The following is a 23,366-nucleotide window of genomic DNA, read 5'->3' as shown; positions in this document are numbered from 1 at the left end:
CAATCCACTCTTCCTTTGCTCGGTGAAATGGATTGCTTCGCTTCGCTCGCAATGACGACTCAGGGACGCCCGCGGATCATGATCAGCACCGCCGCGGTCAGTTCCAGCCCGATGCAGCCGTAGAACGGCAGCGCATAGCTTCCCGAGGCGTCCCGCAGCACCCCGACCACGCCGGGACCGAACGCATAGGTGATCTGGTTGATCGCCGTGATCAGGCTGACCAGCACGCCGAACGATCGCGGGTCGAATTCGCGCTGCACGATCAGCGACGGCAGCGTGATCAGATTGCCGACCGAAAATCCGAACAGCGCGCAGGCCGCGATCGAGGCCATGTCGTTGTGCACATTGATGATGACGGCGAGCGCCACCGCCTGGCTGACGAACGACAGCGACGACGCCAGCCGCTGGTTGAGCCGGTCGATCACGAACGAGAACAGCACGCGCCCGACCACCGCCATCGCCGTCATCAACGCCACTGCAACCGCCGCGCGCTCGCGCCCGATCACCGAATCCAGGAACGAGATCAAATGAACGATGAAGCCGACCTGCGCGAACAGCACCAGCGCAAAGGCGCCGGAGACCGAGAGAAAACTGATATCGCGAAATGCCCGTGCACGGATTTGCGTGGCGGATGGCGCGTCTGAGGCCGCCAGCGCGCTCGTACTCAGGTGCAGCGGCGGTTGTCCGACGAAGATCAGGATCACCGGCACCATCAGCACGATCATCGCGACTGCCGCCGCGATCATCGCGCCCGAAAAGCCGAAATAGCCGATCGCGGCCGCCAGCAGCGGCACGCCGGCAATGCCGCCAAAGCTGGCGCCGTTCAGCGCCAGGCTGATCGCCATGCCGCGCTTGTGGTCGAACCAGAGGCCGAGCGTGTTGGTGATGACGGAAAGGCTGGTGCCGGCCCAGCCGAACGCCAGTACCGCATTCGCCGCATAGAGCTGCCAGGGCTCGCGCACCTGCCCGATCGAGATCGCGGCTGCCGCCATCGCCAACGTGCCCGCGATCAGGCATTTGCGTGGACCGAACGCCCTGATCGCCTCGCTGACGAAGGCGACCAGCGCCGCACCCGACAGGTAGAAGAACGTGGTGCCGGACGAGATCAGCGACGCCGGCCAGCCGCGCAGCCGGTGCAGCTCGGCGACATAGACGCTCTGGCCGTAAAAGCCGAGCCCCCAGCCAAAGGTCGCGAGCAGGAAGCAAACCAGCACGATCCGCCAGCCTTCGTAGCGGATGGAGGTTTCGTCGATGGTGGCGTGAGTGGATGCGTCCAATTTTTTCTTCTTTTGAATTTGCGCCGTCATGGCCGGGCATAGCGGTCCGAAGGACGGCGTCGCTTCCGCTCGCCTATGCCAGGCCATCCACGTCCTTCGTACCGGCATCAAGAAAGACGTGGGTGCCCGGGTCAAGCCCGGGCATCACGGCAACTATTAGCAGGTCAAGAAGAAGAAGACTTCGACCGCGGCCGAATTGTCAGCGGATGTCAGCAAACCGCTAAAGGCTCGGCTCCGGAAATTCATCCACCGACTGCAATCTGCGCCGTCGCTTCGTGAACGACGCGAACGACAGCACCGCAAGGCCGAGCAGCACTGGCGGGAACACCACCATGTTGACCGCCGACCAGCCGTAATTGGCCAACAGCTGCCCGGACGAGAACGATCCGATAGCCATCATCCCGAACACCAGAAAATCGTTGAAGGCCTGCACCTTGTTGCGCTCCTGCGGCCGGTGCGTCTCCAGCACCAGCGCCGACGCGCCGACGAAGCCGAAATTCCAGCCGACGCCGAGCACGGCCAGCGTAGCCCAGAAATGCATCGCGGTGACGCCGGAGAGGCCGATCATGGCGCCGACCGCCTCCAGCGACAGGCCGATCGCCACGATCACGGGCGCGCCGAAGCGGGCGATCAGCGAGCCGGTGAAGAAGCTTGGCCCATACATCGCCACGATGTGCCACTGAATGCCGAAATTGGAATCGCTGACGGAGAGGCCGCACATCTTCATCGCGAGCGGCGCCGACGTCATGACGAGGTTCATCATGGGGTAGGCGATGACGCCGCACAGGGCGGCGGCGATGAAGCGCGGCTGCCGCGCGATCTCGAACAGCGGCCGGCCGCCATGCAGGTCGGCCGCGGCCGGCTTTGGCGCATCGACGCCGGTCAGCACCGCCATCGCGATCAAGGCGACCAGCGCCTGCACCACAAAGCTGAACGCGAACAGATAAGGCGGCCAGATGTCCATGGTCCACTGCACGAGCTGCGGACCGAGCACGCCGGCGAATACGCCGCCAGCCATCACCCACGACACGGCCTTGGGGCGGAACGCGGTGCTGGCGCCGTCCGCGGCGGCAAAGCGGTAGGATTGCGACACCGCGCCATAGAGGCCGCCGAGGAAGGTCGCGCAGCAAAACAGCCAGAATGAGGCATGCAGGATCGCGAATGCGCCAAGCGCGCCGGTCGCTACGCCGCAGCCGGTGCCGATGATGAAAGCGACGCGGCGGCCATAGGCGCGCGAGATCGCGCCGGTCGGCAGCGTGCCCGCGGCGAGGCCCAGCACGTACATCGACAGCGGCACGGTTGCGAGCGAGATTGACGGCGCCAGCGTCGCGCCCACGATCGAGCCGGTGGCGAAGATCACCGCCGAATTGGCGCCGGTCAGCGCCTGCGCCGCGGCCAGCCGCAGCACATTGGAGCGCGCCCGCGCATCGTTGGCGATCTCGTCGGTGGCTGTCGTATCCAATATCGGCATTCCCGCCCGGCAGGCCCCGGCCGGGAGCCCTGGTGATTCCCGGCACTATGAAGAGGAGCCGCCGCGCGATCAACCGATGCAAACGGGCGCGCGCTATGCGCTGGCGTCACCCTTTTTTGATGGCCCGAACACCAGAATCAGGTTGTTGGCCGGCATTTGCACGGTCTCGAGCAAGACGAGGCCAACACCGTCAGCCAATCTCTCGACGTCGCCGATATCGCGCACGCCCCATTCGGGCTCGCGGCTGCGAAGGCTGGTGTCGAATACGGCATTACTCAGCGCGGTGTGCTTGCCGTCGCGCTTGAACGGGCCATAAAGAAACAACCGCCCGTCGGAGCGCAAATAGCGCGCGGCGCCCGCAAACAGGCCCTCGGCGACGCGCCATGGCGCGATGTGGATCACATTGGCGCAGAACACCGCCAGCAATTTGCCGGGGCCGCGGCCGTCGTGCATCTGATGACACCAGGCGGGATCGGAGAGATCGATCCGCAGCGCGGGGCGGATGTTCGGCAGGCCTGAATGTTTCAGCCACGCGCCGATGCTGTTCAGATGCGCCTCGTTGGTGTCGCTCGGCCACCAGGTGATATCAGGGGCGTGGCGGGCGAAATGCACCACATGCTGGCCGGTGCCGCTGCCGGCCTCTAGCACGTCGCCGGTTTTGCCGGCGAGGAATTTCAGCAAAACCGTGGAAATCGGCGCGTGGTTGCGGTGGAACGCCGCCGCGTCGAGCCGGCCGTCGGGTTCGACCGGCCGGCCATCCTTGCCGAATTCCACCACATGTTCCGCCACGGCCACTCTCCCGCGCCCTTTTAGACCGCACGGGCGCCGTCTGCAAAATTTGGCCGGAATGACTGTAATACGAGGGAACAATCGAGCTTCCGCGGGGTGCATTGGGTCAGTGCGTTAACCTCGGTCTCCCCGCGCCTATTCTCCACATTGCCAGCCGATGGTCTTTGTGCTTTTTGACCCCCTATATTGCGCAGGGATCGTCGATATAACGTCCGGGAAACGCCCTTGATCGCCACTTCCTCCATGAAGCCAGCTCTGGTCCTGGCGCTGTTGATCGGCGCCGCCGTCGCGGGCCCCGCTCATGCACAATCCGCCGCTGCCGAGGGCCAAAAGCTCGCATTCGACCGCGGCAAGGGCAATTGCCTGACCTGCCATATGATCAAGGGCGGCGACCTTCCCGGCACCATCGGCCCCGAACTGAAAGACATCAAAACCAAATACCCCAATCGCGACGACCTCGTCGCCATTGTGTCGGACGAAACCAAGCGCAATCCGCAGACCGTGATGCCGCCCTTCGGACGAAACCGGATTTTGTCCGAGAAGGAGATCAGCGCGGTGGTGGATTTTCTGCAGACGCTGTGACGCTGTAAGCGCACGCCAGGAGAGCTTTCGGATGAGCATCACGGACAATGAATTTTCGGCGACGCGGCGGCTGGTGCTGAAAGGCGCCGGCACAGTCGCGCTGGCCGGGCTTGGCGTTATCAGCTTCGATCTGCCTGCAGCCTTCGCCGCAGCCAACGACAAATATCCGGAGGAGGCGTTCAAGCAAAAGAGCGAGGCAGATGCGGTCAAATTGCTCTACGGCAGGACCGCCGAGCTCTCGGACAAGGTAAAGATGGACGCCCCTGAAATCGCGGAGAACGGCGCCGTGGTTCCGGTTTCGGTCTCTACGACACTGACTGACGTGACCTCGATCGCGTTCCTGGTCAGCGAAAACCCGAACGCGCTGATTGCGTCGTACAAGATTCCCGCGGGCACGATCCCGAGCGTGGCCAACCGCATCAAGATGGCGAAGACCAGCAACGTGATCGTCATCGTGGAAGCCGCCGGCAAGCTGTACAGCGCCACCAAGGAAGTCAAAGTCACCGTCGGCGGCTGCGGCGGCTGACGCGCATGATCCGGACCCGGAGGGCCACGTTAGTGCAAAGTGGGAACCGGTTTTCCGACAAGATCATGCGCAAATCATAAGGGAAGAAACCAATGGCATCGACCATTCGCGTGCGCGCCACCTCGAACGGCGACACCACCGAAGTGCAGGCGCTGATCCAGCACCCGATGGATTCCGGCTTTGTCAAGGACGCCCGGGGGCAGATCATCCCGCCGCATTTCATCCAGGAATTGACCTTCGAATATGACGGCAAGGCCGTGTTCGTCGCCGATTGGGGCGGCGGCATCTCCAAGGACCCCTATGTCAAGTTCGCCTTCAAGGGCGGCAAGAAGGGCGACGATCTGAAAGTGAGCTGGGTCGACAACAAGGGCGCGACCGACACCACCACGGCGAAGATTCAATGAAGACGCGATCCGCGATCCCTGTTGCTTCCGCCGCGCTGGCACTGGCATTGCTGGCGTTTGTGACCCCGCCGGTGGCAGCCGCCGACACGGTCGATCCGGCCGCCGACGCCAGGGCGTTCAAGAAATTCTTCACGGACAAATTCCCCAAGCTGAAGCCGGAGGATTTCGTCAACGGCCCCTATTCGATGAACGAGGACCTGCACAAGCAATGGGAAGAGAAAGAGCAATTCCCGCCTTACGAATTCTCGCTCGAAGCCGGCAAGGAGATGTTCTCAAAGCCGTTCAAGAACGGAAAGAGCTATCAGGACTGCTTCCCCAATAAGGGCATCGGCATCCGCCAGAACTATCCGTATTTCGACGAGAAGGAAGGCAAGGTCGTCACGCTGGAACTGGCGCTGAACCGCTGCCGCGAAGCCAACGGCGAAGCGCCGCTCTCCTATGTGAAGGACGACATGGCGGCGCTGACCGCCTATATGGCGTTCACCTCGCGCGGCAAGCCTTTCGACATCAAGATCCCCAACGATCCGCGCGCGCTGGAAGCCTATCAAAAGGGCAAGGAATATTTTTACACCCGCCGCGGCCAGCTCAATTTCTCCTGCGCCACCTGTCACGTCCAGAGCCCGGGCGAGCGCATCCGCGCCGAAGTGCTGGCGCCCGCGCTTGGCATTCTCAACGCGCTGCCGATCTACCGCTCGGAATGGAGCGGCATGGGCACCACCAGCCGTCGCTTCACCACCTGCAACAGCCAGATCCGCGGCGTGCCGCTCGATCCGCAGGCCGACGAATACCGCGATCTCGAATATTATCTGTCCTATGTCAGCAACGGACTGCCGATTTCCGGCCCGGGAGCGCGGCCATGAGCTCCAGGATGCTTAAAACTGTCCTCGCAGCGGCGCTTCTGCTCGCAGGCGCGGCGTCGGCGCTGGCCGCGAGCACCGAAGCCGACTTCAAGGCCGCCTCCGCCGCGGCCGAGGCCGCCAACAAGGAGGCCGGCAGCTTGCGCAACCAATGGACCACGACCGCGGCGACATTGGCGGCGGCAAAGAAGGCCGCCGATGCCGGCGACTTCGACGCAGCCGTTGCGTCGGCAAAAGAAGCCGAAGCGCTGGCAAGAGCGTCGATCTTCCAGGCCACAAGCGAGAAAGAACGCTGGAAAGCCATGGAAATTCGCTAACTCCTCTTTCGGCCCCTCTTGCAGGCGCGGAGATAATTTATGACCATCCGCCGCCGGGATTTTCTGACGCTCGCCGGTGCCGCCATGCTTTCGGGCGGCGTGCCGCGGATCACGCGCGCCGCCGACAACAGCGTCTACGATCTCGAGCGTTTCGGCAACGCGCGCATCCTGCACATGACCGACACGCATGCGCAGCTGCTGCCGGTGTATTTCCGCGAGCCGAGCGTCAATCTCGGGATCGGTGCGATGGCCGGAAAGCCGCCGCATCTGGTCGGCCGCGCCTTTCTCGACCGGTTTGGCATCAAGCCGGACAGCGCCGACGCCTACGCCTTCACCTATCTGGATTTCGAGAAGAGCGCCGCGCGGTTCGGCAAGCTCGGCGGTTTTGCGCATCTGAAGACGCTGATCGACCGCCTGCGCAGCGATGCCGGGCCCGGACGCTCGCAGCTGCTCGACGGCGGCGATCTGTGGCAGGGCACCGGGCTTGCCAATACCATGCAGGGCGCCGACATGGTGGAGGCGGCGAACCTGCTCGGCATCGAGGCGATGACCGGGCATTGGGAATTCACCTATGGCGAGCAGGCGCTGCGCGCCAACCTCGAACGCTTCAAGGGCGAATTCCTGGCGCAGAACGTCTTCCTCACCGAGGAAGCCGCCTTCAACGACGCCAAGGCGTTCGATCCCGCCTCGGGACGGGTGTTCAAGCCTTCGCTCATCAAGGAGATCGGCGGCCATCGCGTGGCCGTGATCGGACAGGCCTTTCCCTACGTGCCGATCGCGCACCCGAAGCGCTTTACGCCGGACTGGAAATTCGGCATCCGCGACGAGGAATTGCAGAAGCTGGTCGACGCTCATCGCAACAGCGACAAGGTCGATGCCGTGGTGCTGCTGTCGCATAACGGCATGGATGTCGATCTCAAGCTCGCCAGCCGCGTCACCGGCATCGACGTCATTCTCGGCGGCCATACTCACGATGCGGTGCCGCAGCCGATTTCCGTGAGCAATGCCGGCGGCACCACGCTCGTCACCAATGCCGGATCGAGCGGAAAATTCCTCGGAGTGCTCGATCTTGAGATTGCCAAGGGCCGGGTCGCCGACGTGCGCTACCGGCTGTTGCCGGTATTCTCGGAACTGCTGAAGCCGGATGCCGCGATGCAGGCGCTGATCGACAAGGTGCGTGGACCCCATGCGGCAGCCTACGCCGAGAAAATCGCGACCACCGATCGCCTGCTCTATCGTCGCGGCAATTTCGGCGGCACAGTGGACCAGGTGATCTGCGACGCGCTGCGCTCGGAACTCGACGCCGAGATCGCACTGTCACCGGGCTTCCGCTGGGGCAACAGCGTACTGCCGGGCCAGCCGGTGACGATGGAAGATCTGCTGACCGAGACCGCCATCACCTATCCCGAAACCTACGTCCTGAACATGACCGGCGGCCAGATCAGGGACATTCTCGAAGACGTCTGCGACAATCTCTTCAATGCCGATCCCTATTATCAGCAGGGCGGCGACATGGTTCGTGTCGGCGGTTTCGCCTATACCTGCACGCCGGCCGAGGCCGCCGGGCGCCGGATTTCCGACCTCAAGCTCGATGACGGCCGTCCGCTCGATGCCGGCAAGAGCTACAAGGTGGCGGGCTGGGCGTCCGTCAACGAGCAAAAGGGAATTCCGGTGTGGGACGTCTTCGCCAGGCATCTGCGGTCCCAGAAGATGCGCGACCCGCGCGGTACCGGCGTCACCTTGAAGGGCGTCGATGACAATCCGGGAATAGCGGGACGGGTATGAGGCATTTTGCCAGATATCGGCGGTCGATCGTTGGCGCGCTCGGTAGCGCCCTGATAGTGGCGTTGATGACCGCAGCGGTCTCCTCGCCCGCCCGCGCCCAGCCGGCGGCATTGCCCGACAAACCGTTCGCCGAGCACCACATCGTATTGCAGCTCTCGGACAATGACCCGAAAAAGCAAAGCCTCGTCATCAGCGTCGCCTATAACCTGCTCAAGGCCTACGATCCCGACAAGGTCGCGATCGAGGTGGTGACGTTCGGTCCGGGAATCGATTTGCTGCGCCCGGAGAACGACCACCGCCAACGGGTCGAGAGCCTTGTCGCGCAAGGCGTGCGTTTCGACGTCTGCCTTAACACCGTGGATACGATCGAACGCGACACCGGCAAACGGCCGGAATTCATCGCCGCCGCGACACCGGTTCAGGTCGGCGTCGCACAGATCCTGCTGCTGACCGAAAACGGGTATACACTGGTCAGACCTTAGGGAGTTTTATCATGTTTTGCCGTCTAGCGACCGTCGCCCTGCTCTCGCTCGCGTTTGCGTCGAGCGCGCTTGCCGCCGACAAGGCCCATCGCATCTCGATCCAGATCGACCAGAACGACCCGCAGGTGATGAATATGGTGCTCAACAACGCCGCCAACGTGATCGAGTACTACCGCGCGAAGAATGAGGATGTGGACATCGACGTCGTCGCCTACGGTCCCGGCCTGCACATGCTGCGCGCCGACACCTCGCCGGTGCAGGACCGCATCAAGCGGCTCAAGGATATGGTTTTCCCGGGCAAGATCCAGTTCTCCGCCTGCAACAACAGCAAGCAGGGCATGGAAAAGACCGAGGGACACGCGATTTCGGTGCTGCCCGAAGCCACGGTGGTACCGTCAGGCGTGGTGCATCTGATGGAATTGCAGGAGCAGGGCTGGAGTTACGTCCGGCCTTGAGGGAGCAAGACGCCTTCGAAATGGCCGCCCTGTGGAGACGAGAATGTTTGAGTAGGCCGTCGTAATGGAATAATATCCTCCGCGAGACCCAAATTGAGGACGCGGCAGCCGTCATGATCTTTCGTCAGCTCTTCGACAGCGTTTCAGGCACCTACAGCTACCTCTTGGCCAGCCGGGCCGGCGGCGAGGCGCTGATCCTCGATCCCGTGCTGGAAAAGGCCGACCGCTATTGCCAGTTGCTGCGCGAGCTCGATCTGCGGCTGGTCAAGGCGGTCGACACCCATCTGCACGCCGACCACGTCACGGGCCTGGGCGAACTGCGCGACCGCACCCAATGCATCACCATCATGGGTGAGCAGAGCAAGGCCGACGTGGTGTCGATGCGGGTTGCCGATGGCGACAAGGTGATGATCGAGGGCCTCAGCCTCGACGTGATGTACACGCCCGGCCATACCGACGATTCCTACAGTTATTTGATGGGCGACCGCGTCTTCACCGGCGATACGCTCTTGATCCGCGGCACCGGCCGCACCGATTTCCAGAACGGCAGCTCGCGGGCCCAATATGACTCGATCTTCAACCGGCTCCTGAAACTGCCGGAGGAGACCATGGTGTTTCCCGCCCATGACTATAAGGGCGACACCGTCTCCACCATCGGCGAGGAGAAGCGCTACAATCCCAGGCTTCAGGTGCGCTCGGTCGACGAGTATGTCGAACTGATGGCCAATCTGAAACTGCCCAACCCGAAGATGATGGACGTAGCTGTCCCCGCCAACATGCATGTCGGCCTGCATCAGCACGATCTCGCCATGGAAGGATTGTCGTTCACCGCCCGCGAAGCGATCGACAGATTAGGCCGCCCGGATATTCTGCTGGTCGACCTCCGGGAGAACAGCGAGCGCGCCAAGCACGGCACGCTCTCGGGCGCGCTGCACGCGCCCTATCCCGGCATCTGCGAGAGCCTCGCGCCCGGCGGCATGCTGCGCGAGGTCGCCGCGGCCACCGGGCGCCGCATCGTGTTCTTCTGCGCCTTCGGCGAGCGCTCGGCGATGGCGGTGGCCGCCGCCAAGAAAGCGGGCCTTGCCAACACCGCCCACATCGAAGGTGGCATGGATGCCTGGAAGAAGGCCGGCGGGCCGGTGATGCGTGGGTGAATGCGGTTGTTATGGAGCCGTCGTCCCTGCCTAGTGCGCAATTGCGCACGGGAGCAGGGACCCATACTCCGCGGCCTGTCGATTAAGCGATGTGGTAGACGCCTTCTGCAAACAACAAACATCGGTGGTTGTGGGTCCCTGCTTTCGCAGGGACGACGATGGAATTTGACTACCGTCCGACCCGCTGCAATTCCGCCGTCAGCATATCCAGCGCTTCCGCCAGCATCACGCCGCCGCACACCGTCAGCCGTTCCGGAATCACGATGCGTTTTTCCGGCGGATAGAAGTGCTGCAGCGCCGGATGCAGCAGAAAGGCGCGGCCGTTATCCTCGGCGCGGTCGCCCGTCTCCGACACCAGGAGAAAATCAGGCCGCAGGCTGACGATCGCTTCCAGCGAGGTGAATCCGCCGAAGGCGATGCCGAGATCGCCGGCCGGGTTGAACAAGCCGGTTTCGGTCAGCAGCGAAGAGACCAGGCTGTCGCGGCCGGACACAAAACCGCGCCGCGACAGCGGCAGCACCCGGTAATGCTTGCCGGTGACGGCCTCCCGGGCGCGCGCGATCGCGGCGTCGAGCCGGGCGATTTCGGCTTTGGCGCGATCCGGATGCTGCACCACCTCGCCCATCTCGCGGATCTGGTCCTTCACCTCGGGAAGCGTGCGCGGCACGGTGAATTCGGCGACATGCAGCCCCTTCGCCTTCAACAATTCCCGCGTCGAACGCTTGTCGAACCGGCTTGCGAGCACAATGTCGGGCTTGAGCACCAGCACGTCTTCGGCGCCGCCCGACAGGATCGGGTAATGGCGCGCCTTGTCGGCCGCCCAGGATTGCCAGCCATCGCGCGCGTATCGGCCCAATCCCAGGATTTGCTCGGGGTCCGCCAGCGTCAGCAGCAATTGATCGCTGCAGACATTCATCGAAACGATGCGCGGCAGACCGGTCGCCGACGACGCGCCGCTAGACATCGCCAAGGCTACAATCGCCAAGGCTACAATCGCCAACAGAGCTGCAAGACGCCGCCGCATCAGATTTCCGCCCAAGGCACGATCACGGTTTCGCGCTGGTATTCCGCGCGATAGGCGCTGATCCGGAACACGTCAGCGATCACCTGCGCCGACAGCGCCGTGGCCGGCGCGCCCTGCGACACCAGGCGGCCCTCCCCGAGCACCAGCACATGATCGGAAAATCGCGCCGCAAGCCCGAGATCATGCGTCACCACGATCACCAGCACGCCCTTGTCGGCGGCCGAACGCAGGCCCTTCATGACGTCGATCTGGTGGCGCGGATCGAGCGACGCGGTCGGCTCGTCGGCCAGGATCACGGGAGCTTCCACCGCCAGCACCCGCGCCAGCGCGACGCGGCTGCGCTCGCCGCCGGACAATTCGGTGACGCGGCGTTCGGCGAATTCCATGACATCGACCGCCTGCATCGCCCGCAGCACCGCCTCGGCGTCTTTGGGCGACAATCTCGCCGGATCGGTGGCGCCATGCGGATAGCGGCCGAGCGCGACGATATCGCGCGCCGGCAGCGGCCAATGCACGATGTGTCCCTGCGGCAAATAGGCAAAACGTTTGGCGCGCTCGCGCAACGGCAACGACGACAGCGCATCGCCGCCGACACGGATGGTGCCGTCGGACGGCAACAATCCCGCCAGCGCGCGCAGCAGCGTGGTCTTGCCGGCGCCGTTCGACCCGACCAGTGCGACCAGATGCCCTGACGACAGCGACAGCGAAACATCCCTGAGCACCGACCGGCCGGCCAGCGCCACATTCAAATTCTCGGCTGACAGCAGCGTCACAGGATGCCTCCGCCGAGTGCGCGGCGTTCGCGCATGATCAGGTAGAGGAAGAATGGCACGCCGATGATGGAGGTCAGCACGCCGACCTTGATGTCGCTTGTCGATGGAATGATGCGCACGGCGATATCGGCCGCGAGCAGCAGCGCCGCGCCAGTGAATGCACTCGGCACCAACAGCCGCGCCGGATCATGCCCGATCAGCGGCCGCATCAGATGCGGCGCGACGAGGCCGATGAAGCCGATCGTGCCGGACACCGCGACCGCGCCGCCGACCCCGAGGGCGACGCCGAGAATCACCAACAGCCGCAGGCGGGCGACATCGACACCGAGGCTTTGTGCGGTTTCCTCGCCGAGCGTAAGGGCGCGGAAAGCGCGGCGCTGGCTGAGCAGGATGACCGCGCCCGCGACGATGAAGGGCAGCGCCAGCATGACGTGCTCAAAACTGCGGTCCTCCAGCGAGCCGAGCAGCCAGAACGCGATTTCGAGCACCACAAAGGGATTGCTGGAGAGATTCATCACCAGCGCGGTTGCAGCGCCCGCCAGGCTCGAGATCGCGAGCCCCGCGAGGATCAGGATCAATAGCCCGGCGTTGCGGCCGGCGATCGCAAGCAACGCGAATACCGAGCCGAACGCGGCGATGACGGCCACGACCGGCAGCGCGTAGGAGCGCACCTCGGCCAGCCCCAGCGCAATCACCAGCACGGCGCCGAACGCCGCCGATTGCGGCGCGCCGAACAGCGAGGGCGAGGCGAGGGGATTGCGCAGCAATCCCTGCAGCGCCGCGCCCGACAATCCCAGGATGGCGCCGATCGCCAGCGCCAAAATCGTGCGTGGCAGGCGAATTTCGCGCACGATCACCTGCGCCACGTCGCTGCCGCCGCCGAACAGCGCTTCGACCACGGCGACCGGCGACAGCCGTACCGCTCCGGTGCCGAGCGAGACCAGCACCAGCAATGCCACAAGCGCGACAAGCGCCGCCGTTGCGCCAAAGCGCCGGCGCGCGGCAGCCGCGTTTACAGCGATTACGGCCTCAACACCCATCCATCGTCCTCGAACAGCCTCGCCTGCGCGGAACGAGTTCGCCAGGCAAGACTGCTCATGCGGCAAAAAGGGCGCACCCGTCCAGTGACGATTGCGGGCGCCGAATGATGGATTGACTCCGATCTCGACAAACTTCTACCGTAATTCCCGACGGTTCCTTGAGCCAGGGATCAAAAGGGAATGCGGTGCGGGGAAATCTCCCCAATTCCGCGGCTGCCCCCGCAACTGTAAGCGGTGAATCTTTCGTCACATGCCACTGGGAATCTCGGTCCTGGGAAGGCGACGAAGGGTATCGACCCGCAAGTCAGGAGACCTGCCGTCAGCCGTGGTCACACGCGAAGATGTCGGTCGGGGAGTACAGACATTAGCTTCACCAGGCTTGCGAGAGCACCGGTGAGACTTGGTTCGCTGTGACGTGCCACTGACGTCATACCGAGGTCTGAACCATGTCTTGCTCCATTACCGTCGCCAATCGGCGGCGTTTTCTGCTCGCCTGCAGCTTTCTCGTGCCCTTATTGTTTGCGGCCAGTTCCGGCGCGCAAGCACAGCAACCCGCCTCCGCCGATTCGTTGCCGCCGATCGAGATCAGCCCACCCGTCGACCAGAATCGAACCCGGGCGCAGCCGACCTACGATGAAAGCGGCGGTCCGCGCCGCGCAGCGCCCAACACGGCGCCGACGGGCAACACTGCTCCGCCGGGCACCGGCTCGAATTCCTCGACGCTGGCGTCACCCGGCGACGGAAACGGCGGCCGGCAATTTGCCGGCATCGTCGGCACTGCGTCGAACGTCATTACCGCGGACGACATCTCACATTCGCCGGCGCAAACCCTGCAGGAAATCATCGCGCAGGTGCCCGGTGTGCAACTGCACTCCTTCTACGGCGGCGTGAACGGCGCCGGCACAGCGGTGGACTTGCGCGGATTCGGCGCCTTCGCCACACCCAACACGCTCGTGCTGCTCAACGGACGGCGATTGAACGACATCGACCTCGGCGCGGTCGACTTTTCGACCATCCCGCGCGATTCGATCGAACGCATCGAAATCATCCCCGGCAACAGCGGCGCCGTGCTCTACGGCGACAACGCGATCGGCGGCGTCATCAATGTCGTGACAAAAACCGGCGTCGGCGGCCCTCCGGTCGCGATTCGCGGCGAAGCCGGGGTCGGCTCCTTCAACAGCCGCATGGCATCGGTCTCGGCCGCCACCAATTCAGGGCCATGGTCGACCTCGTTCTATGGCAACGGCTTCAAGTCCGACGGCTATCGCGACAACAACGCGCTGGATCAGCGCAACGGCATCGGCAACCTCAACTACACGACGCCCGACCTGAAGGCGTTTCTGACGGTGACCGGTGACGATCAAAAGCTGGGATTCCCCGGCACAAGGCTGGTGGATCCGTCGATCGGCCTCAACGAGTTGGTCACCGATCGAAAGGGCACAGCGACCCCGTTCGACTACGGCAACAAGCAGGGCAAGAGCGCTACTGCCGGCTTCACCAAGACCATGTGGAACGGCGTCGATCTCATCGTCGACGGTGGCTATCGGCAAAAGGACACCCAGGGCGCATTCTTCGGCCCCGACCCGGGCCTCAGCTTCTTTTCCAACTATGTCGACGCGCGATTGAAACAGTGGTCGATCACGCCGCGCGTGAGCATCAAGAACACGATTTTCGACATGCCGTCCGCAGCCCTCACCGGCATCGATTACTACGATGCGGTCTATCATCAGGATCAGAGCGCCCTGAGGGGCATGGCGCCGATCCACATGTTCGACATCAACCAGAAGTCGCTGGCCGGTTACTGGCAGCAGACCATCGGCCTGTTGCCGACCACCGATTTCTCATATGGCGGTCGCGTGCAGAACACCCATGTCGACGCACGAGATATTTTCGATCCGTTCGCGTCGCCGTTCGCTTTCAGCGCCCAGGCACTTCCGCTCTACAGCGACGAAACGAACTATGCCTTGCATCTCGGCATCGAGCATCGCTTCGACAACGTATTCTCGGTGTTCGGCCGTGCGGCGCATGCGTTCCGCACGCCCAATGTCGACGAGCGCGTTGCGTCGGGGCCGGCCTTCGATGCCTTCTTCAATCCGATCCCGCAGAACTTCCAGTTGAAGACCCAGACGTCGGAGGACGTCGAAGGCGGTTTCCGGGTCAAGACCAACATTTTCCAGATGCAATCCAGCGTCTACCTGATGAACCTCCAGAACGAGATCCATTTCGACCCGATCAACTTCTTCAACTACAATCTCGATCCGACAAGGCGTTACGGTTCCGAGACCAGCGCCTCGGTGCGGGTCAGCGACAGCGTGTTGCTGCGTGGCGGCATGGCCTACACCCGCGCCGTGTTCCGCGAGGGACCGTTCGCCGGCAATGACATCCCGCTGGTGTCCCGCTACACCGCCAATGCCGGCGTGACCTGGAACATCTGGCAGAATTACCTGGTCTTCGACGCGACGTTGCGCGGCTGGAGTTCGCGCATCATGGACAACGACCAGCCCAACCTGCAGACCCGCATTCCTGCCGACGCGACCGCCGACCTCAAGCTGAGCGGGCAGTATGAGCACTTCTTCTGGTCGCTCAGCGTCAACAACGTCCTCAACGCGCTGTACTACGACTACGCGGTGGCGAGTTCGTTCACGGCCGGGCGTTTTGCCGCCTATCCGCTACCGGGCCGCACCTACATGGTGAAGGCCGGCGCCACGTTCTAACCCCGACAGCCGGTTCGGAGCCCGCTCCGGAGCGGCTTTTCCTGGCTTGACGAAATGTGCTGCAGCGCCACAGGACCATCCGAAAGGCGGCGGCGCCGGGGCCGGCTTTCACCATGATGGCCGATTCGGCGCGATAACGCGGCTTTTGCGGGCGAAAAGAACCCCCTCAGCGCAGCGATCCATGGTAATACCGCCGAAACATCGCCCGGCGATATTCGTCGCGATTCCAGAGGTATATGATGAACGATGAGCCGAAAAGCGCCGCCGAAATGAAAGAGCTTCGGCTGAACCGGAAGCGCACCCAGGAAGTCGAGGGCATCAAGGCGATGGCCGAAATCGCAGCGGCTGATATCGCCATTCGAAAGCGGACCGAGACGTTGCGCGCACTCCGATTGGCCAAGGAAGCCGCCGACCTCGCCAACCCGCCCGAGCCGAAGGTCAAAGCCAAGGCCAAGGCCAAAAATCCCGTGAAGACTCCAGCCAGGATTGCAGCCAAGACCGTGAAAAAGGCTGACGTGACATGACAAAGGAAGATCGCGACCGCGCCCAGGCGCGGCTCGACAAACAAACCAGGGCGGCCCAGGACGCGAGGTCCGGCAAAGCGGACCGGGACTCGGCCAGCAAGGCCGTGCTCGACAACATGGCGAAGCTGAAGGCGTTGCGGCTTGCCCGCGAAGCGGCCGAGCCGCCACGTCCGGCCGCCGCACCGAAGAGGGCGGCCGCCAAGTCGAAGAAATCCAGCGGCGAGAAAGCCCCGGCGCTGACGGATTGGCTGGCCAGCCAGCAGAGCGGCGGTCGCCGTACCTGAATGCAAGCGCGCGCGGTTCTGCCCGGGTTAGAACCGCGACGCTGTGTGCTTCGACGTATTTCTTGGACGTGTTTTCGGTAGCTCTACGCCGGTGCCGGCCACTCGATCATCGATCGCGTCTTGGTCTCGGCGTCATAGACCTGCACCTGAAGCATCTGGAACTTGTTCTTCAGGGCCATGCCCGCCTCCTCGGCAGCTTCGACGGTGTCGTGATGCGACTTGAAATGGCCGTCGACGACCAGCGAGTATCCGCTGGTCGGCGCCTTGTCGGCGCGAATGATTTTGCGTGGCTGCACTTCTTCAGCCTCGATCTTCGGCTTCTTCATGCTGGATGCTGGCTCCGTGTTAGGCCCGTTTTGGAGCGTACTCCGCAAAAAGGGCAGGAAAGATCGTTCGACCGGCGCTAATATGCCGTTCAAACCCGGTCAGATTGAGGTCATACGTCATTCTGACAGAATACCTAGTGTTTTCGAGCGAATCGGCTATTCGAACAAACCGCCGATCGATCCGGCGAAAAGGAACAATATGGGTGGAATCGGCAGGAGGAGCGAACCTCCGAAGCAAGGCGACGACAAACCGAAGAAACCGCCGCCACCTCCGGTCGAGGATGACGAGATCGAGGATGGCGACATCGCCACGCCGAAGCGCGATCGCAGCGGCAACGACGACGAGCCGTTGTAGATTCCGACGCGGCGATTTGCCCGTGCGCGTTCACGTGTCGGCGTGCACCACTTTCGATGCCGCCGGTTCATTCCACATCGCAAGCAGCGCCACGAAAAGTGCGCCCGTGACGAGGGTGCTTAAGGGAAGGCCCAGCATGTTCCGGCCGGCGACGAAGTCGCCGGCCGTGGTGCCTGCGGCTCTGACGGCTACGATCGTCATCCAGTAATACGGCAGCGATCGAAGCAATCCATTACGGGCTGTCGCAAACAGCAACGCCAGAACCGGAACGAGCAGCAGTGACGCGCCACCGTCTCCGAGACGCAGGTCATGCGAGCAGTAGTCGCCGATCACCGTGCCGAGGCTGCCGGCAATGAACATGCTGATCCAATAACCCAGATCGGCACGAAGCGTCGTATCCCCGCCTTTGCCCGACGTCTGGCGCCAGGCGAATTGCCAGCTTGCGAAAACCGCCACAGCCAGAATCGCAGCGAGTCCGGCAATGACGAATGGCCGCGGCAGTTTCAAGTCACCGCAGGCGAAGTCGGCGAAATTTGTCGCCCCGGTCCGGACGATGATAACGGCCGTCCAATAGTAAACCTGATGGATGGACCGGTCGAAGCGCTCGCTGACGACGACGACGACGAGCGCCAGCGCCAGAAATGGCAATCCCGCGAGATGTCCCAACCCCACATCACGCGCAAAGAAATCGCCCATGTTGGCGCCGAAGATGCTCGCAAGACAGAGCGCCGCCCAATATCGCGCACTGAGCGTTGGCAAATGAATTCGTTGCATGGGGACCTTTTGCTTTCCGATGGCAAACGCGTAGAAGGCAATCCATGAAATATGAAAATGGTTTGAGCAAGGTTTCTGAATTCACGTCGGCCTTTTTGAGTGATCAAAATTACGGCACCTGCATCTTCCCGCCGCAAAGAGCCTGCAGCATCCCGAAACTACCCTGGATACCCAGGAGCTAACGCGGTGCGCGGCAGATTCTCGATCTTGCGTCGGTGGAATATCATCGTCGTTACGATGCTTGCGCTGACACACTCGGCTTTCGCCGGGCCTCCCTATGTCTCTGACGATCCCGAGCCGACCGACTACAAGCATTTCGAAATATATACGTTCAGCAACGGCACGGCCACGCGTGGCGATATCGGTGGTGCCGCGGGCGTCGATTTCAACTATGGCGCTGCGCCGGATCTTCAGCTGACTGCCACATTGCCTGCGGGCTTCGATCGGCCGGGATTGGGCAGGACGAGCTTCGGCCTTAGCAACATCGAACTTGCCGCGAAATACCGTTTCCTGCGCCAGGATTCGTTTGGCCTGGACGTCAGCATATTTCCCCGGGTGTTTCTGCCGAGCGGGTCGGCAAATATCGGTAACAACACCGCATCACTGCTTCTCCCGGTATGGGTCCAGAAGGACTGGAGTGGTGGATGGTCCGCCTTTGGCGGAGGCGGTTGTGTGATCAGCGGCCATGCTTCGCAGAATTTCTGCCTCACGGGCGGGGTCGTCACCTATCAGTTGCTTCCAAAGCTGCAACTTGGCGCCGAGCTATTCCACCAAACTGCCGACGGCAACGGTACCCCGGCTTCGACAAGTGTGGGATTTGGTGCCCGATACGACCTGAACGAAACCTATCACTTGCTTGGTTACATCCGGCAGGGAATTGAGAACACCAACGAAACCGATCAATTTTCCTGGTACGCGTCCATTCTTTTTACCTTCTGAGATTTCTCGTCGCTAAAAACCTTTGCGCTCGATCATCCGGATGCTTTTGAGATCGAGCAGATGCGCGCCAAAACCGCCGCGCGCGAGCTTCACGGCGAACTTCGGCGAGGCCAGCAGAAACACCCCTGTGATCGCCAGCGGCACCGCGCTGATCCAGTCGAGCCGCAGCGGCGTCAGTTCTTCGGTGCTGCCGGTGTAGGGTCCATTATCCCTGAGCAGGCGCCAGCACTCCCTCAAAATATCGCGCCGCGTCCCATCGCGCGATCCGCATCCGAGCAGCGCCTGCATCGCCAGATGCGTCCGCACGCCCTCGCGGCTTTCCGGCAACGCCGCCGGCGTCTCGCCTAGCGAAACGCGCAGCAACAAGCCGACCAGATCGCTACCGGCGCGAAAGGCATTCATCGGTTCGACCAGCCGCGGATTGCAGTCGATCAGATACGGCGTGGCGTCGTCATCGCGCAAAATGTAGTCGACCGACAGCGCACCTTGCCAGTCGAGCGCTTGCCCGATGCTTTCGACATGGCTGCGCACTTGCGCGCGCCTTACGCTTTGCTTGATCGCCTCGCCACCGCCGACGCCGGAGGCGACTTGTCGGTAGGCATGAAAGCCGATCAGTTGGCCGCGGCAAAACACCGATTGCGCCTTCTCGGTGGTGCCCGCGATCAGTTGCTGGACCAGCACTTCGCCGGCAAAGGCTTCGCCGGTGCCGAGTTCATGCAGCGCGCCTTCGAGGTCTTGCGCGCTACGCACAAACCAGATGCCGCGGCTCGCGGTGCCCACGGATGTCTTGACGACGGAGGGAAAGCTGATTGCGGCGCGCAACGCTTGCGCTGACGTCACAATTTCCGTCGGCGGCTGCGGCAAGCCTAATTGCCGCAGCAGCCGGCTGAACCCGGCCTTGCTGTGCGCCGTGCGATAAGATTCGAAACCCGCCAGCGCCACCCCGATGCGGCCTTCGAATCGCTCCGGCACCCGCGCGAACAAAAATCCCTGTTCATGGGTCGGCAGCAGCACGTCGAAATGCCCGGTGGCCAGCAACCGCTCGACAAACGCCAGAAATCCGGCCGGGTCAGCCCGCAAACCCGGACAGCGATGAAATTTCCGGACGAATTTCGAGAACCGCGCCAGACAGTATGGCGACGGATCGCAGATTTCGACGTGATGGCCCGACAGGCCCAGAATCGTGATCGCTTCCCGCGCCGAGGTGCTGGAACCCTCGGCAACGAGCACGCGCAGCGGTTTTCCGGGATCGGTCATATCCGATCATTGCTGCATCGCCCGGCTTTGTCGCTGATTTTAATGACGCATTTCCTCAATCCGGCGCGCTTCGCCGGGGCAGCCATGCAGCGGCATTCATGGACAAATAACCCCTAACCACTATTTTCACGCTGCCTTGCCGGGCCGAATTTTGCGACGGGGCTTTGGATAGACATGGTCGACGTTCTGGCCGCACCGCAACATGTGAAGACCGATAGTTCGCTGCGCACGCTCACAGCGATTTCGGTGGCCCATTGGGTCAGCCATTTCCATTTGTTCGTGCTGCCGATGCTGTTTCCCTTCCTTAAAGCGCAGCTCGGCGTCGGCTATATCGAGCTCGGCTTTGCGCTGACCGTGTTCGGCCTGGTGTCCGGCCTGACGCAGGCGCCGATCGGATATCTCGCCGACCATATCGGCGCGCGAAAGGTGCTGCTGATCGGCCTCTGCGTCGGCGGTTGTGCACTGATCGGACTTGGGCTGCATCTGAGCTACCCCGCGCTGATCGTCAGCGCCGCGGTGCTGGGGCTCGCCAACAGCGTCTATCATCCGGCCGATTATGCGATCCTGTCGGCGCATATGGACGTCACGCGGATGGGCCGGGCGTTTTCGATCCACACCTTTGCCGGTTTCGTCGGCGGCGCGGTGGCGCCGGCGATCATGCTGGCCCTCGTTGCAACGGTGGGCGGCCTTGGCGCACTGATCGTGGCCGGCGCGATCGGGCCATTGGTGGCGCTATTGATGATCGCGATGAGCCTGCCCGATGCCAGCGCCGCCGACCGCAGGGCGGACGGGGTGCAGGCGCCGCAGCAGAACGTCCTGACGCCCGCGATCATGATGCTAACGATCTTCTTCATGTTGCTCGGCCTGTCCAACGCCGGCATCAACAATTTCGGCGTTGTGGCGCTGATGAGCGGCTACGGCGTCGACCTTGCCGCCGCCAATTTCGCGCTGACGGCCTTTCTCGGCGCCAGCGCCGTTGGCGTGCTGGCCGGAGGTTTTCTCGCCGACCACACAAGGCGTCACGGCCAGGTCGCGGCCGCCGCTTTCGGCATCAACGCGGTGATCATGCTGGTCATCGCAACCGTCAACCTGCCGTCGCTGCTGCTGACGGCGCTGATGACGTCGGCAGGATTCCTCGGCGGCGTGATCGCGCCTTCGCGCGACATGCTGGTGCGTAACTCGGCACCTCCGGGTGCTGCCGGCCGGGCCTTCGGTATCGTCTCCACCGGATTCAATTTCAGCGGCATCCTGGCCCCGCTGCTGTTCGGCTGGATCATGGATCAGAACCTGCCGCATTGGGTGTTCGGCGCCTCCGTCGCCTTCATGGTTCTGACGGTGCTTTTGGCGCTGGTCACCGACCGCAAGCCGCAGGGCAAGTCCGAGATACCGGACTCAAGGCTGGTGCATTCCTGAACCTCAATCCCGGCGGTTGACTGCAGGGCGGGATCGCCGATGATGCGGGCAATAAAATTTCAACCCGGGATGAATCGCCATGGCCTCTACCCCTGATCTCGTCATCCGCGGCGGCAATATTGCCGATGGCAAGGGCGGAGACCTCTATGAGGCGGATGTCGCCATCACTGGCGGCCGCATTACCGAAGTCGGCAAGGTTTCGGGCAAGGGCAGAGACGAGATCGACGCCAAGGGCAAGCTGGTCACACCGGGCTTTGTCGACGTCCACACCCATTATGACGGCCAGGTCACCTGGAGCCACGACATCACGCCCTCTTCGCAGAACGGCGTCACCACCGCGATCATGGGCAATTGCGGCGTCGGTTTTGCACCGTGCCGGCCGTCCGATCACGTCAGGCTGATCCAGTTGATGGAAGGCGTCGAGGATATCCCGGAGCCGGTCTTGAGCGCCGGCATCCCCTGGGCCTGGGAAAGCTTTCCCGATTACATGGAATGGCTGTCGAAGCGTAATTTCGACATGGATATCGGCGCGCAATTGCCGCATGCGGCGTTGCGCGTCTATGTGATGGGCGAGCGCGGCGCGCGCCGCGATCCGTCGACGCCGGAAGACAACAAGGCGATGGCGGCGTTGGCGGGTGACGCCGTCCGCGCCGGCGCGCTCGGCTTTTCGACCTCGCGCACCCTGAACCACCGCACCTCGACCGGCGATTACACGCCGACGCTGAAGGCCGGCGAGGACGAACTGACCGCAATCGCCGGCGCCATGCATGGCGTCGGCCGCAGCGTGTTCCAGTTCGTGCTTGATCTCTCCACCATCAACGAAGATCTGCCGATGATGCTGCGGGTGGCCGAGAACACCAGGATCCCGGTTTCATTCTCGATCACGCAGAACGACAAGGCGCCGCAGCGCTGGCGCCAGACGCTCGACATCATCGGCGACGCGTCGAAGCGCGGCCTGTCGATCACGGCGCAGATCGCCGCGCGCCCGGTCGGGCTGATGCTCGGGCTGGAACTGTCGCGCAACCCGTTCCAGACCCATCCGAGCTACAAGGCGATCGCCCATTTGCCGCTGGCCGAGCGACTCAAGCGGCTGCGTCAGTCCGAGGTGCGCGCCGCGATCCTGAGCGAGCACGCGACTGCGACCGACGATCCGCTGTTCTTCCGGCCGAACTACGACAAGATGTATCTGCTCGGCAATCCGCCTGATTACGAACAGCCGCCGGAAAACACTTTGGGTGCGCAGGCCCGCCGCCAGGGCCAGCAGCCGGAAGCACTCGCCTATGACGCAATGCTGACGGATGAAGGACGCGGCATGCTGTATGTGCCGTTCCTCAATTACGCCGACGGCAATCTCGATGCGACGCGCGAGATGCTGCGCGATCCGAATTCAGTTCCGGGCCTCAGCGACGGCGGCGCGCATTGCGGCATCATCTGCGACGCCAGCTTCCCGACCTATCTGTTGACGCACTGGACGCGCGACCGCACCCGCGGCGAAAAGCTGTCGATCCCGTTCGTGGTGGCGGCGCAGTCGCGCAAGACCGCGCTGTCGGTCGGCCTCTACGACCGCGGCGTGATCGCGCCGGGCTTCAAGGCCGACGTCAACGTCATCGACTACGACCGGCTGCATTTGCATCCGCCAAAGGTGCATTACGACCTTCCGGTCGGCGGCCGCCGCCTGCTGCAGCAGGTCGACGGCTACGACGCCACCATCGTGTCAGGCGTGGTGACGCAACGCGGCGGCAAGTCCACCGGCGCGCACCCGGGCAAGCTCGTGCGCGGCGCCCAGGGCACCCTGCCGAAGTTCGGCGCGGCGGCGAGCTAATCGCATCTCTGCGTCGTCCCGG

General features: G+C 63.2%; 25 protein-coding genes and 1 riboswitch. Of the genes, 16 read left to right on the top strand and 9 right to left on the bottom strand.

All coding sequences use genetic code 11. The features are described from left to right. Window positions 1–59: 59 nt before the first annotated feature. From NL528_RS03885 to NL528_RS03875, 3 genes are all read right to left on the bottom strand, one after another. Window positions 60–1,307, bottom strand: coding sequence for an MFS transporter (locus NL528_RS03885; protein ID WP_309184794.1), 1,248 nt, complete (start codon window positions 1,305–1,307; stop codon window positions 60–62). 190 nt (window positions 1,308–1,497) lie between these two features. Continuing rightward, a complete protein-coding gene (locus NL528_RS03880; RefSeq protein WP_309184793.1) occupies window positions 1,498–2,742 on the bottom strand; it encodes an MFS transporter in 1,245 nt (414 codons plus the stop codon). Between the two features lie 99 nt (window positions 2,743–2,841). Next, window positions 2,842–3,537: a DUF938 domain-containing protein gene (locus NL528_RS03875; protein ID WP_309181400.1), complete on the bottom strand. Its 696-nt coding sequence runs from the start codon at window positions 3,535–3,537 to the stop codon at window positions 2,842–2,844. 243 nt (window positions 3,538–3,780) lie between these two features. Here NL528_RS03875 and soxX point away from each other — a divergent pair, with 243 nt between their 5' ends. The 9 genes from soxX to NL528_RS03830 all read left to right on the top strand — a co-directional run bounded on the left by soxX (window position 3,781) and on the right by NL528_RS03830 (window position 10,099). Continuing rightward, on the top strand, window positions 3,781–4,119 hold the full coding sequence (gene soxX / locus NL528_RS03870; protein WP_309184792.1) for a sulfur oxidation c-type cytochrome SoxX: 339 nt from the start codon (window positions 3,781–3,783) through the stop codon (window positions 4,117–4,119). Between the two features lie 31 nt (window positions 4,120–4,150). Continuing rightward, window positions 4,151–4,645, top strand: coding sequence for a thiosulfate oxidation carrier protein SoxY (soxY, locus tag NL528_RS03865; RefSeq protein WP_309181399.1), 495 nt, complete (start codon window positions 4,151–4,153; stop codon window positions 4,643–4,645). A gap of 92 nt (window positions 4,646–4,737) precedes the next feature. Beyond that, the gene (gene soxZ, locus NL528_RS03860) at window positions 4,738–5,049 is read left to right on the top strand and encodes a thiosulfate oxidation carrier complex protein SoxZ (protein WP_309181398.1); all 312 of its coding nucleotides are present in this window, start codon (window positions 4,738–4,740) and stop codon (window positions 5,047–5,049) included. Further along, window positions 5,046–5,909, top strand: a complete 864-nt coding sequence (soxA, locus tag NL528_RS03855) for a sulfur oxidation c-type cytochrome SoxA (RefSeq protein ID WP_309181397.1) — start codon at window positions 5,046–5,048, stop codon at window positions 5,907–5,909. Before soxZ ends, soxA begins: the two co-directional genes overlap by 4 nt. A gap of 8 nt (window positions 5,910–5,917) precedes the next feature. Then, entirely contained in the window at window positions 5,918–6,223 is a 306-nt protein-coding gene (locus tag NL528_RS03850; RefSeq protein WP_309181396.1) for a hypothetical protein, read from the top strand. Window positions 6,224–6,262: 39 nt separating this feature from the next. Beyond that, window positions 6,263–8,008, top strand: a complete 1,746-nt coding sequence (gene soxB, locus NL528_RS03845) for a thiosulfohydrolase SoxB (RefSeq protein WP_309181395.1) — start codon at window positions 6,263–6,265, stop codon at window positions 8,006–8,008. Between the two features lie 65 nt (window positions 8,009–8,073). After that, window positions 8,074–8,490 carry a hypothetical protein gene (locus NL528_RS03840; protein ID WP_309181394.1) on the top strand — a complete coding sequence of 139 codons (417 nt, stop codon included), beginning with the start codon at window positions 8,074–8,076 and terminating at the stop codon, window positions 8,488–8,490. 11 nt (window positions 8,491–8,501) lie between these two features. Then, on the top strand, window positions 8,502–8,945 hold the full coding sequence (locus NL528_RS03835) for a DsrE family protein (protein ID WP_309181393.1): 444 nt from the start codon (window positions 8,502–8,504) through the stop codon (window positions 8,943–8,945). A gap of 113 nt (window positions 8,946–9,058) precedes the next feature. Further along, window positions 9,059–10,099, top strand: a complete 1,041-nt coding sequence (locus NL528_RS03830; protein ID WP_309181392.1) for an MBL fold metallo-hydrolase — start codon at window positions 9,059–9,061, stop codon at window positions 10,097–10,099. 169 nt (window positions 10,100–10,268) lie between these two features. On the opposite strand, the gene NL528_RS03825 is transcribed toward NL528_RS03830, so the two are convergent. From NL528_RS03825 to NL528_RS03815, 3 genes are read right to left on the bottom strand one after another with little or no spacing between them, the layout of a single operon-like run. After that, on the bottom strand, window positions 10,269–11,063 hold the full coding sequence (locus NL528_RS03825) for an ABC transporter substrate-binding protein (protein WP_309184791.1): 795 nt from the start codon (window positions 11,061–11,063) through the stop codon (window positions 10,269–10,271). A 59-nt stretch (window positions 11,064–11,122) separates the two neighbouring features. Further along, window positions 11,123–11,896, bottom strand: a complete 774-nt coding sequence (locus tag NL528_RS03820; protein ID WP_309181391.1) for an ABC transporter ATP-binding protein — start codon at window positions 11,894–11,896, stop codon at window positions 11,123–11,125. After that, window positions 11,893–12,936 (bottom strand): iron ABC transporter permease, encoded by a 1,044-nt coding sequence (locus NL528_RS03815; RefSeq protein WP_309181390.1) that lies wholly within the window; start codon window positions 12,934–12,936, stop codon window positions 11,893–11,895. Before NL528_RS03815 ends, NL528_RS03820 begins: the two co-directional genes overlap by 4 nt. Before the next feature lie 134 nt (window positions 12,937–13,070). Then, window positions 13,071–13,272, top strand: a riboswitch (cobalamin riboswitch). 110 nt (window positions 13,273–13,382) lie between these two features. Between NL528_RS03815 and NL528_RS03810 the strand changes: the two genes are divergently transcribed. From NL528_RS03810 to NL528_RS03800, 3 genes are all read left to right on the top strand, one after another. After that, the gene (locus tag NL528_RS03810) at window positions 13,383–15,650 is read left to right on the top strand and encodes a TonB-dependent receptor (RefSeq protein ID WP_309181389.1); all 2,268 of its coding nucleotides are present in this window, start codon (window positions 13,383–13,385) and stop codon (window positions 15,648–15,650) included. Window positions 15,651–15,889: 239 nt separating this feature from the next. Continuing rightward, entirely contained in the window at window positions 15,890–16,174 is a 285-nt protein-coding gene (locus NL528_RS03805; protein WP_309181388.1) for a hypothetical protein, read from the top strand. Then, window positions 16,171–16,458, top strand: a complete 288-nt coding sequence (locus tag NL528_RS03800; RefSeq protein WP_309181387.1) for a hypothetical protein — start codon at window positions 16,171–16,173, stop codon at window positions 16,456–16,458. Before NL528_RS03805 ends, NL528_RS03800 begins: the two co-directional genes overlap by 4 nt. 83 nt (window positions 16,459–16,541) lie before the next feature. Here NL528_RS03800 and NL528_RS03795 read toward each other — a convergent pair whose 3' ends face one another. After that, complete coding sequence (locus tag NL528_RS03795; protein WP_309181386.1) at window positions 16,542–16,784, bottom strand: hypothetical protein; 243 nt, start codon at window positions 16,782–16,784, stop codon at window positions 16,542–16,544. Here NL528_RS03795 and NL528_RS03790 point away from each other — a divergent pair. Continuing rightward, window positions 16,783–17,139 carry a hypothetical protein gene (locus NL528_RS03790; protein WP_309185365.1) on the top strand — a complete coding sequence of 119 codons (357 nt, stop codon included), beginning with the start codon at window positions 16,783–16,785 and terminating at the stop codon, window positions 17,137–17,139. The two genes, NL528_RS03795 and NL528_RS03790, sit on opposite strands and share 2 nt — an antisense overlap. A gap of 30 nt (window positions 17,140–17,169) precedes the next feature. Here NL528_RS03790 and NL528_RS03785 read toward each other — a convergent pair whose 3' ends face one another. After that, window positions 17,170–17,913, bottom strand: a complete 744-nt coding sequence (locus NL528_RS03785) for a hypothetical protein (RefSeq protein WP_309181385.1) — start codon at window positions 17,911–17,913, stop codon at window positions 17,170–17,172. A gap of 186 nt (window positions 17,914–18,099) precedes the next feature. Here NL528_RS03785 and NL528_RS03780 point away from each other — a divergent pair, with 186 nt between their 5' ends. Further along, the gene (locus NL528_RS03780; protein WP_309181384.1) at window positions 18,100–18,852 is read left to right on the top strand and encodes a transporter; all 753 of its coding nucleotides are present in this window, start codon (window positions 18,100–18,102) and stop codon (window positions 18,850–18,852) included. A gap of 12 nt (window positions 18,853–18,864) precedes the next feature. On the opposite strand, the gene NL528_RS03775 is transcribed toward NL528_RS03780, so the two are convergent. Next, entirely contained in the window at window positions 18,865–20,109 is a 1,245-nt protein-coding gene (locus NL528_RS03775) for an ATP-grasp domain-containing protein (protein WP_309181383.1), read from the bottom strand. 174 nt (window positions 20,110–20,283) lie between these two features. Here NL528_RS03775 and NL528_RS03770 point away from each other — a divergent pair, with 174 nt between their 5' ends. Next, window positions 20,284–21,522, top strand: a complete 1,239-nt coding sequence (locus tag NL528_RS03770; protein WP_309181382.1) for an MFS transporter — start codon at window positions 20,284–20,286, stop codon at window positions 21,520–21,522. A gap of 79 nt (window positions 21,523–21,601) precedes the next feature. Then, entirely contained in the window at window positions 21,602–23,344 is a 1,743-nt protein-coding gene (locus NL528_RS03765; RefSeq protein WP_309181381.1) for an amidohydrolase family protein, read from the top strand. The last annotated feature ends 22 nt before the right edge of the window (window positions 23,345–23,366 follow it).

The sequence above is a fragment of the Bradyrhizobium sp. Ash2021 genome (assembly GCF_031202265.1).
GTDB lineage: Bacteria > Pseudomonadota > Alphaproteobacteria > Rhizobiales > Xanthobacteraceae > Bradyrhizobium.
This window is presented reverse-complemented; position numbering and strand designations above follow the sequence as displayed.

Bases quoted from the DNA above. Each gene is read 5' to 3' on its own strand.
- NL528_RS03840 (WP_309181394.1), top strand. From the start codon at position 8,074: ATGACCGCAGCGGTCTCCTCGCCCGCCCGCGCCCAGCCGGCGGCATTG.
- soxY (WP_309181399.1), top strand. From the start codon at position 4,151: ATGAGCATCACGGACAATGAATTTTCGGCGACGCGGCGGCTGGTGCTG.
- NL528_RS03815 (WP_309181390.1), bottom strand. From the start codon at position 12,936: ATGGGTGTTGAGGCCGTAATCGCTGTAAACGCGGCTGCCGCGCGCCGG.
- NL528_RS03825 (WP_309184791.1), bottom strand. From the start codon at position 11,063: ATGTCTAGCGGCGCGTCGTCGGCGACCGGTCTGCCGCGCATCGTTTCG.
- NL528_RS03790 (WP_309185365.1), top strand. From the start codon at position 16,783: ATGCTGGATGCTGGCTCCGTGTTAGGCCCGTTTTGGAGCGTACTCCGC.
- NL528_RS03785 (WP_309181385.1), bottom strand. From the start codon at position 17,913: ATGCAACGAATTCATTTGCCAACGCTCAGTGCGCGATATTGGGCGGCG.
- NL528_RS03835 (WP_309181393.1), top strand. From the start codon at position 8,502: ATGTTTTGCCGTCTAGCGACCGTCGCCCTGCTCTCGCTCGCGTTTGCG.
- NL528_RS03770 (WP_309181382.1), top strand. From the start codon at position 20,284: ATGGTCGACGTTCTGGCCGCACCGCAACATGTGAAGACCGATAGTTCG.
- NL528_RS03805 (WP_309181388.1), top strand. From the start codon at position 15,890: ATGAACGATGAGCCGAAAAGCGCCGCCGAAATGAAAGAGCTTCGGCTG.
- NL528_RS03800 (WP_309181387.1), top strand. From the start codon at position 16,171: ATGACAAAGGAAGATCGCGACCGCGCCCAGGCGCGGCTCGACAAACAA.
- NL528_RS03775 (WP_309181383.1), bottom strand. From the start codon at position 20,109: ATGACCGATCCCGGAAAACCGCTGCGCGTGCTCGTTGCCGAGGGTTCC.
- NL528_RS03830 (WP_309181392.1), top strand. From the start codon at position 9,059: ATGATCTTTCGTCAGCTCTTCGACAGCGTTTCAGGCACCTACAGCTAC.
- NL528_RS03765 (WP_309181381.1), top strand. From the start codon at position 21,602: ATGGCCTCTACCCCTGATCTCGTCATCCGCGGCGGCAATATTGCCGAT.
- soxZ (WP_309181398.1), top strand. From the start codon at position 4,738: ATGGCATCGACCATTCGCGTGCGCGCCACCTCGAACGGCGACACCACC.
- soxB (WP_309181395.1), top strand. From the start codon at position 6,263: ATGACCATCCGCCGCCGGGATTTTCTGACGCTCGCCGGTGCCGCCATG.
- NL528_RS03885 (WP_309184794.1), bottom strand. From the start codon at position 1,307: ATGACGGCGCAAATTCAAAAGAAGAAAAAATTGGACGCATCCACTCAC.
- NL528_RS03810 (WP_309181389.1), top strand. From the start codon at position 13,383: ATGTCTTGCTCCATTACCGTCGCCAATCGGCGGCGTTTTCTGCTCGCC.
- soxX (WP_309184792.1), top strand. From the start codon at position 3,781: ATGAAGCCAGCTCTGGTCCTGGCGCTGTTGATCGGCGCCGCCGTCGCG.
- soxA (WP_309181397.1), top strand. From the start codon at position 5,046: ATGAAGACGCGATCCGCGATCCCTGTTGCTTCCGCCGCGCTGGCACTG.
- NL528_RS03850 (WP_309181396.1), top strand. From the start codon at position 5,918: ATGCTTAAAACTGTCCTCGCAGCGGCGCTTCTGCTCGCAGGCGCGGCG.
- NL528_RS03795 (WP_309181386.1), bottom strand. From the start codon at position 16,784: ATGAAGAAGCCGAAGATCGAGGCTGAAGAAGTGCAGCCACGCAAAATC.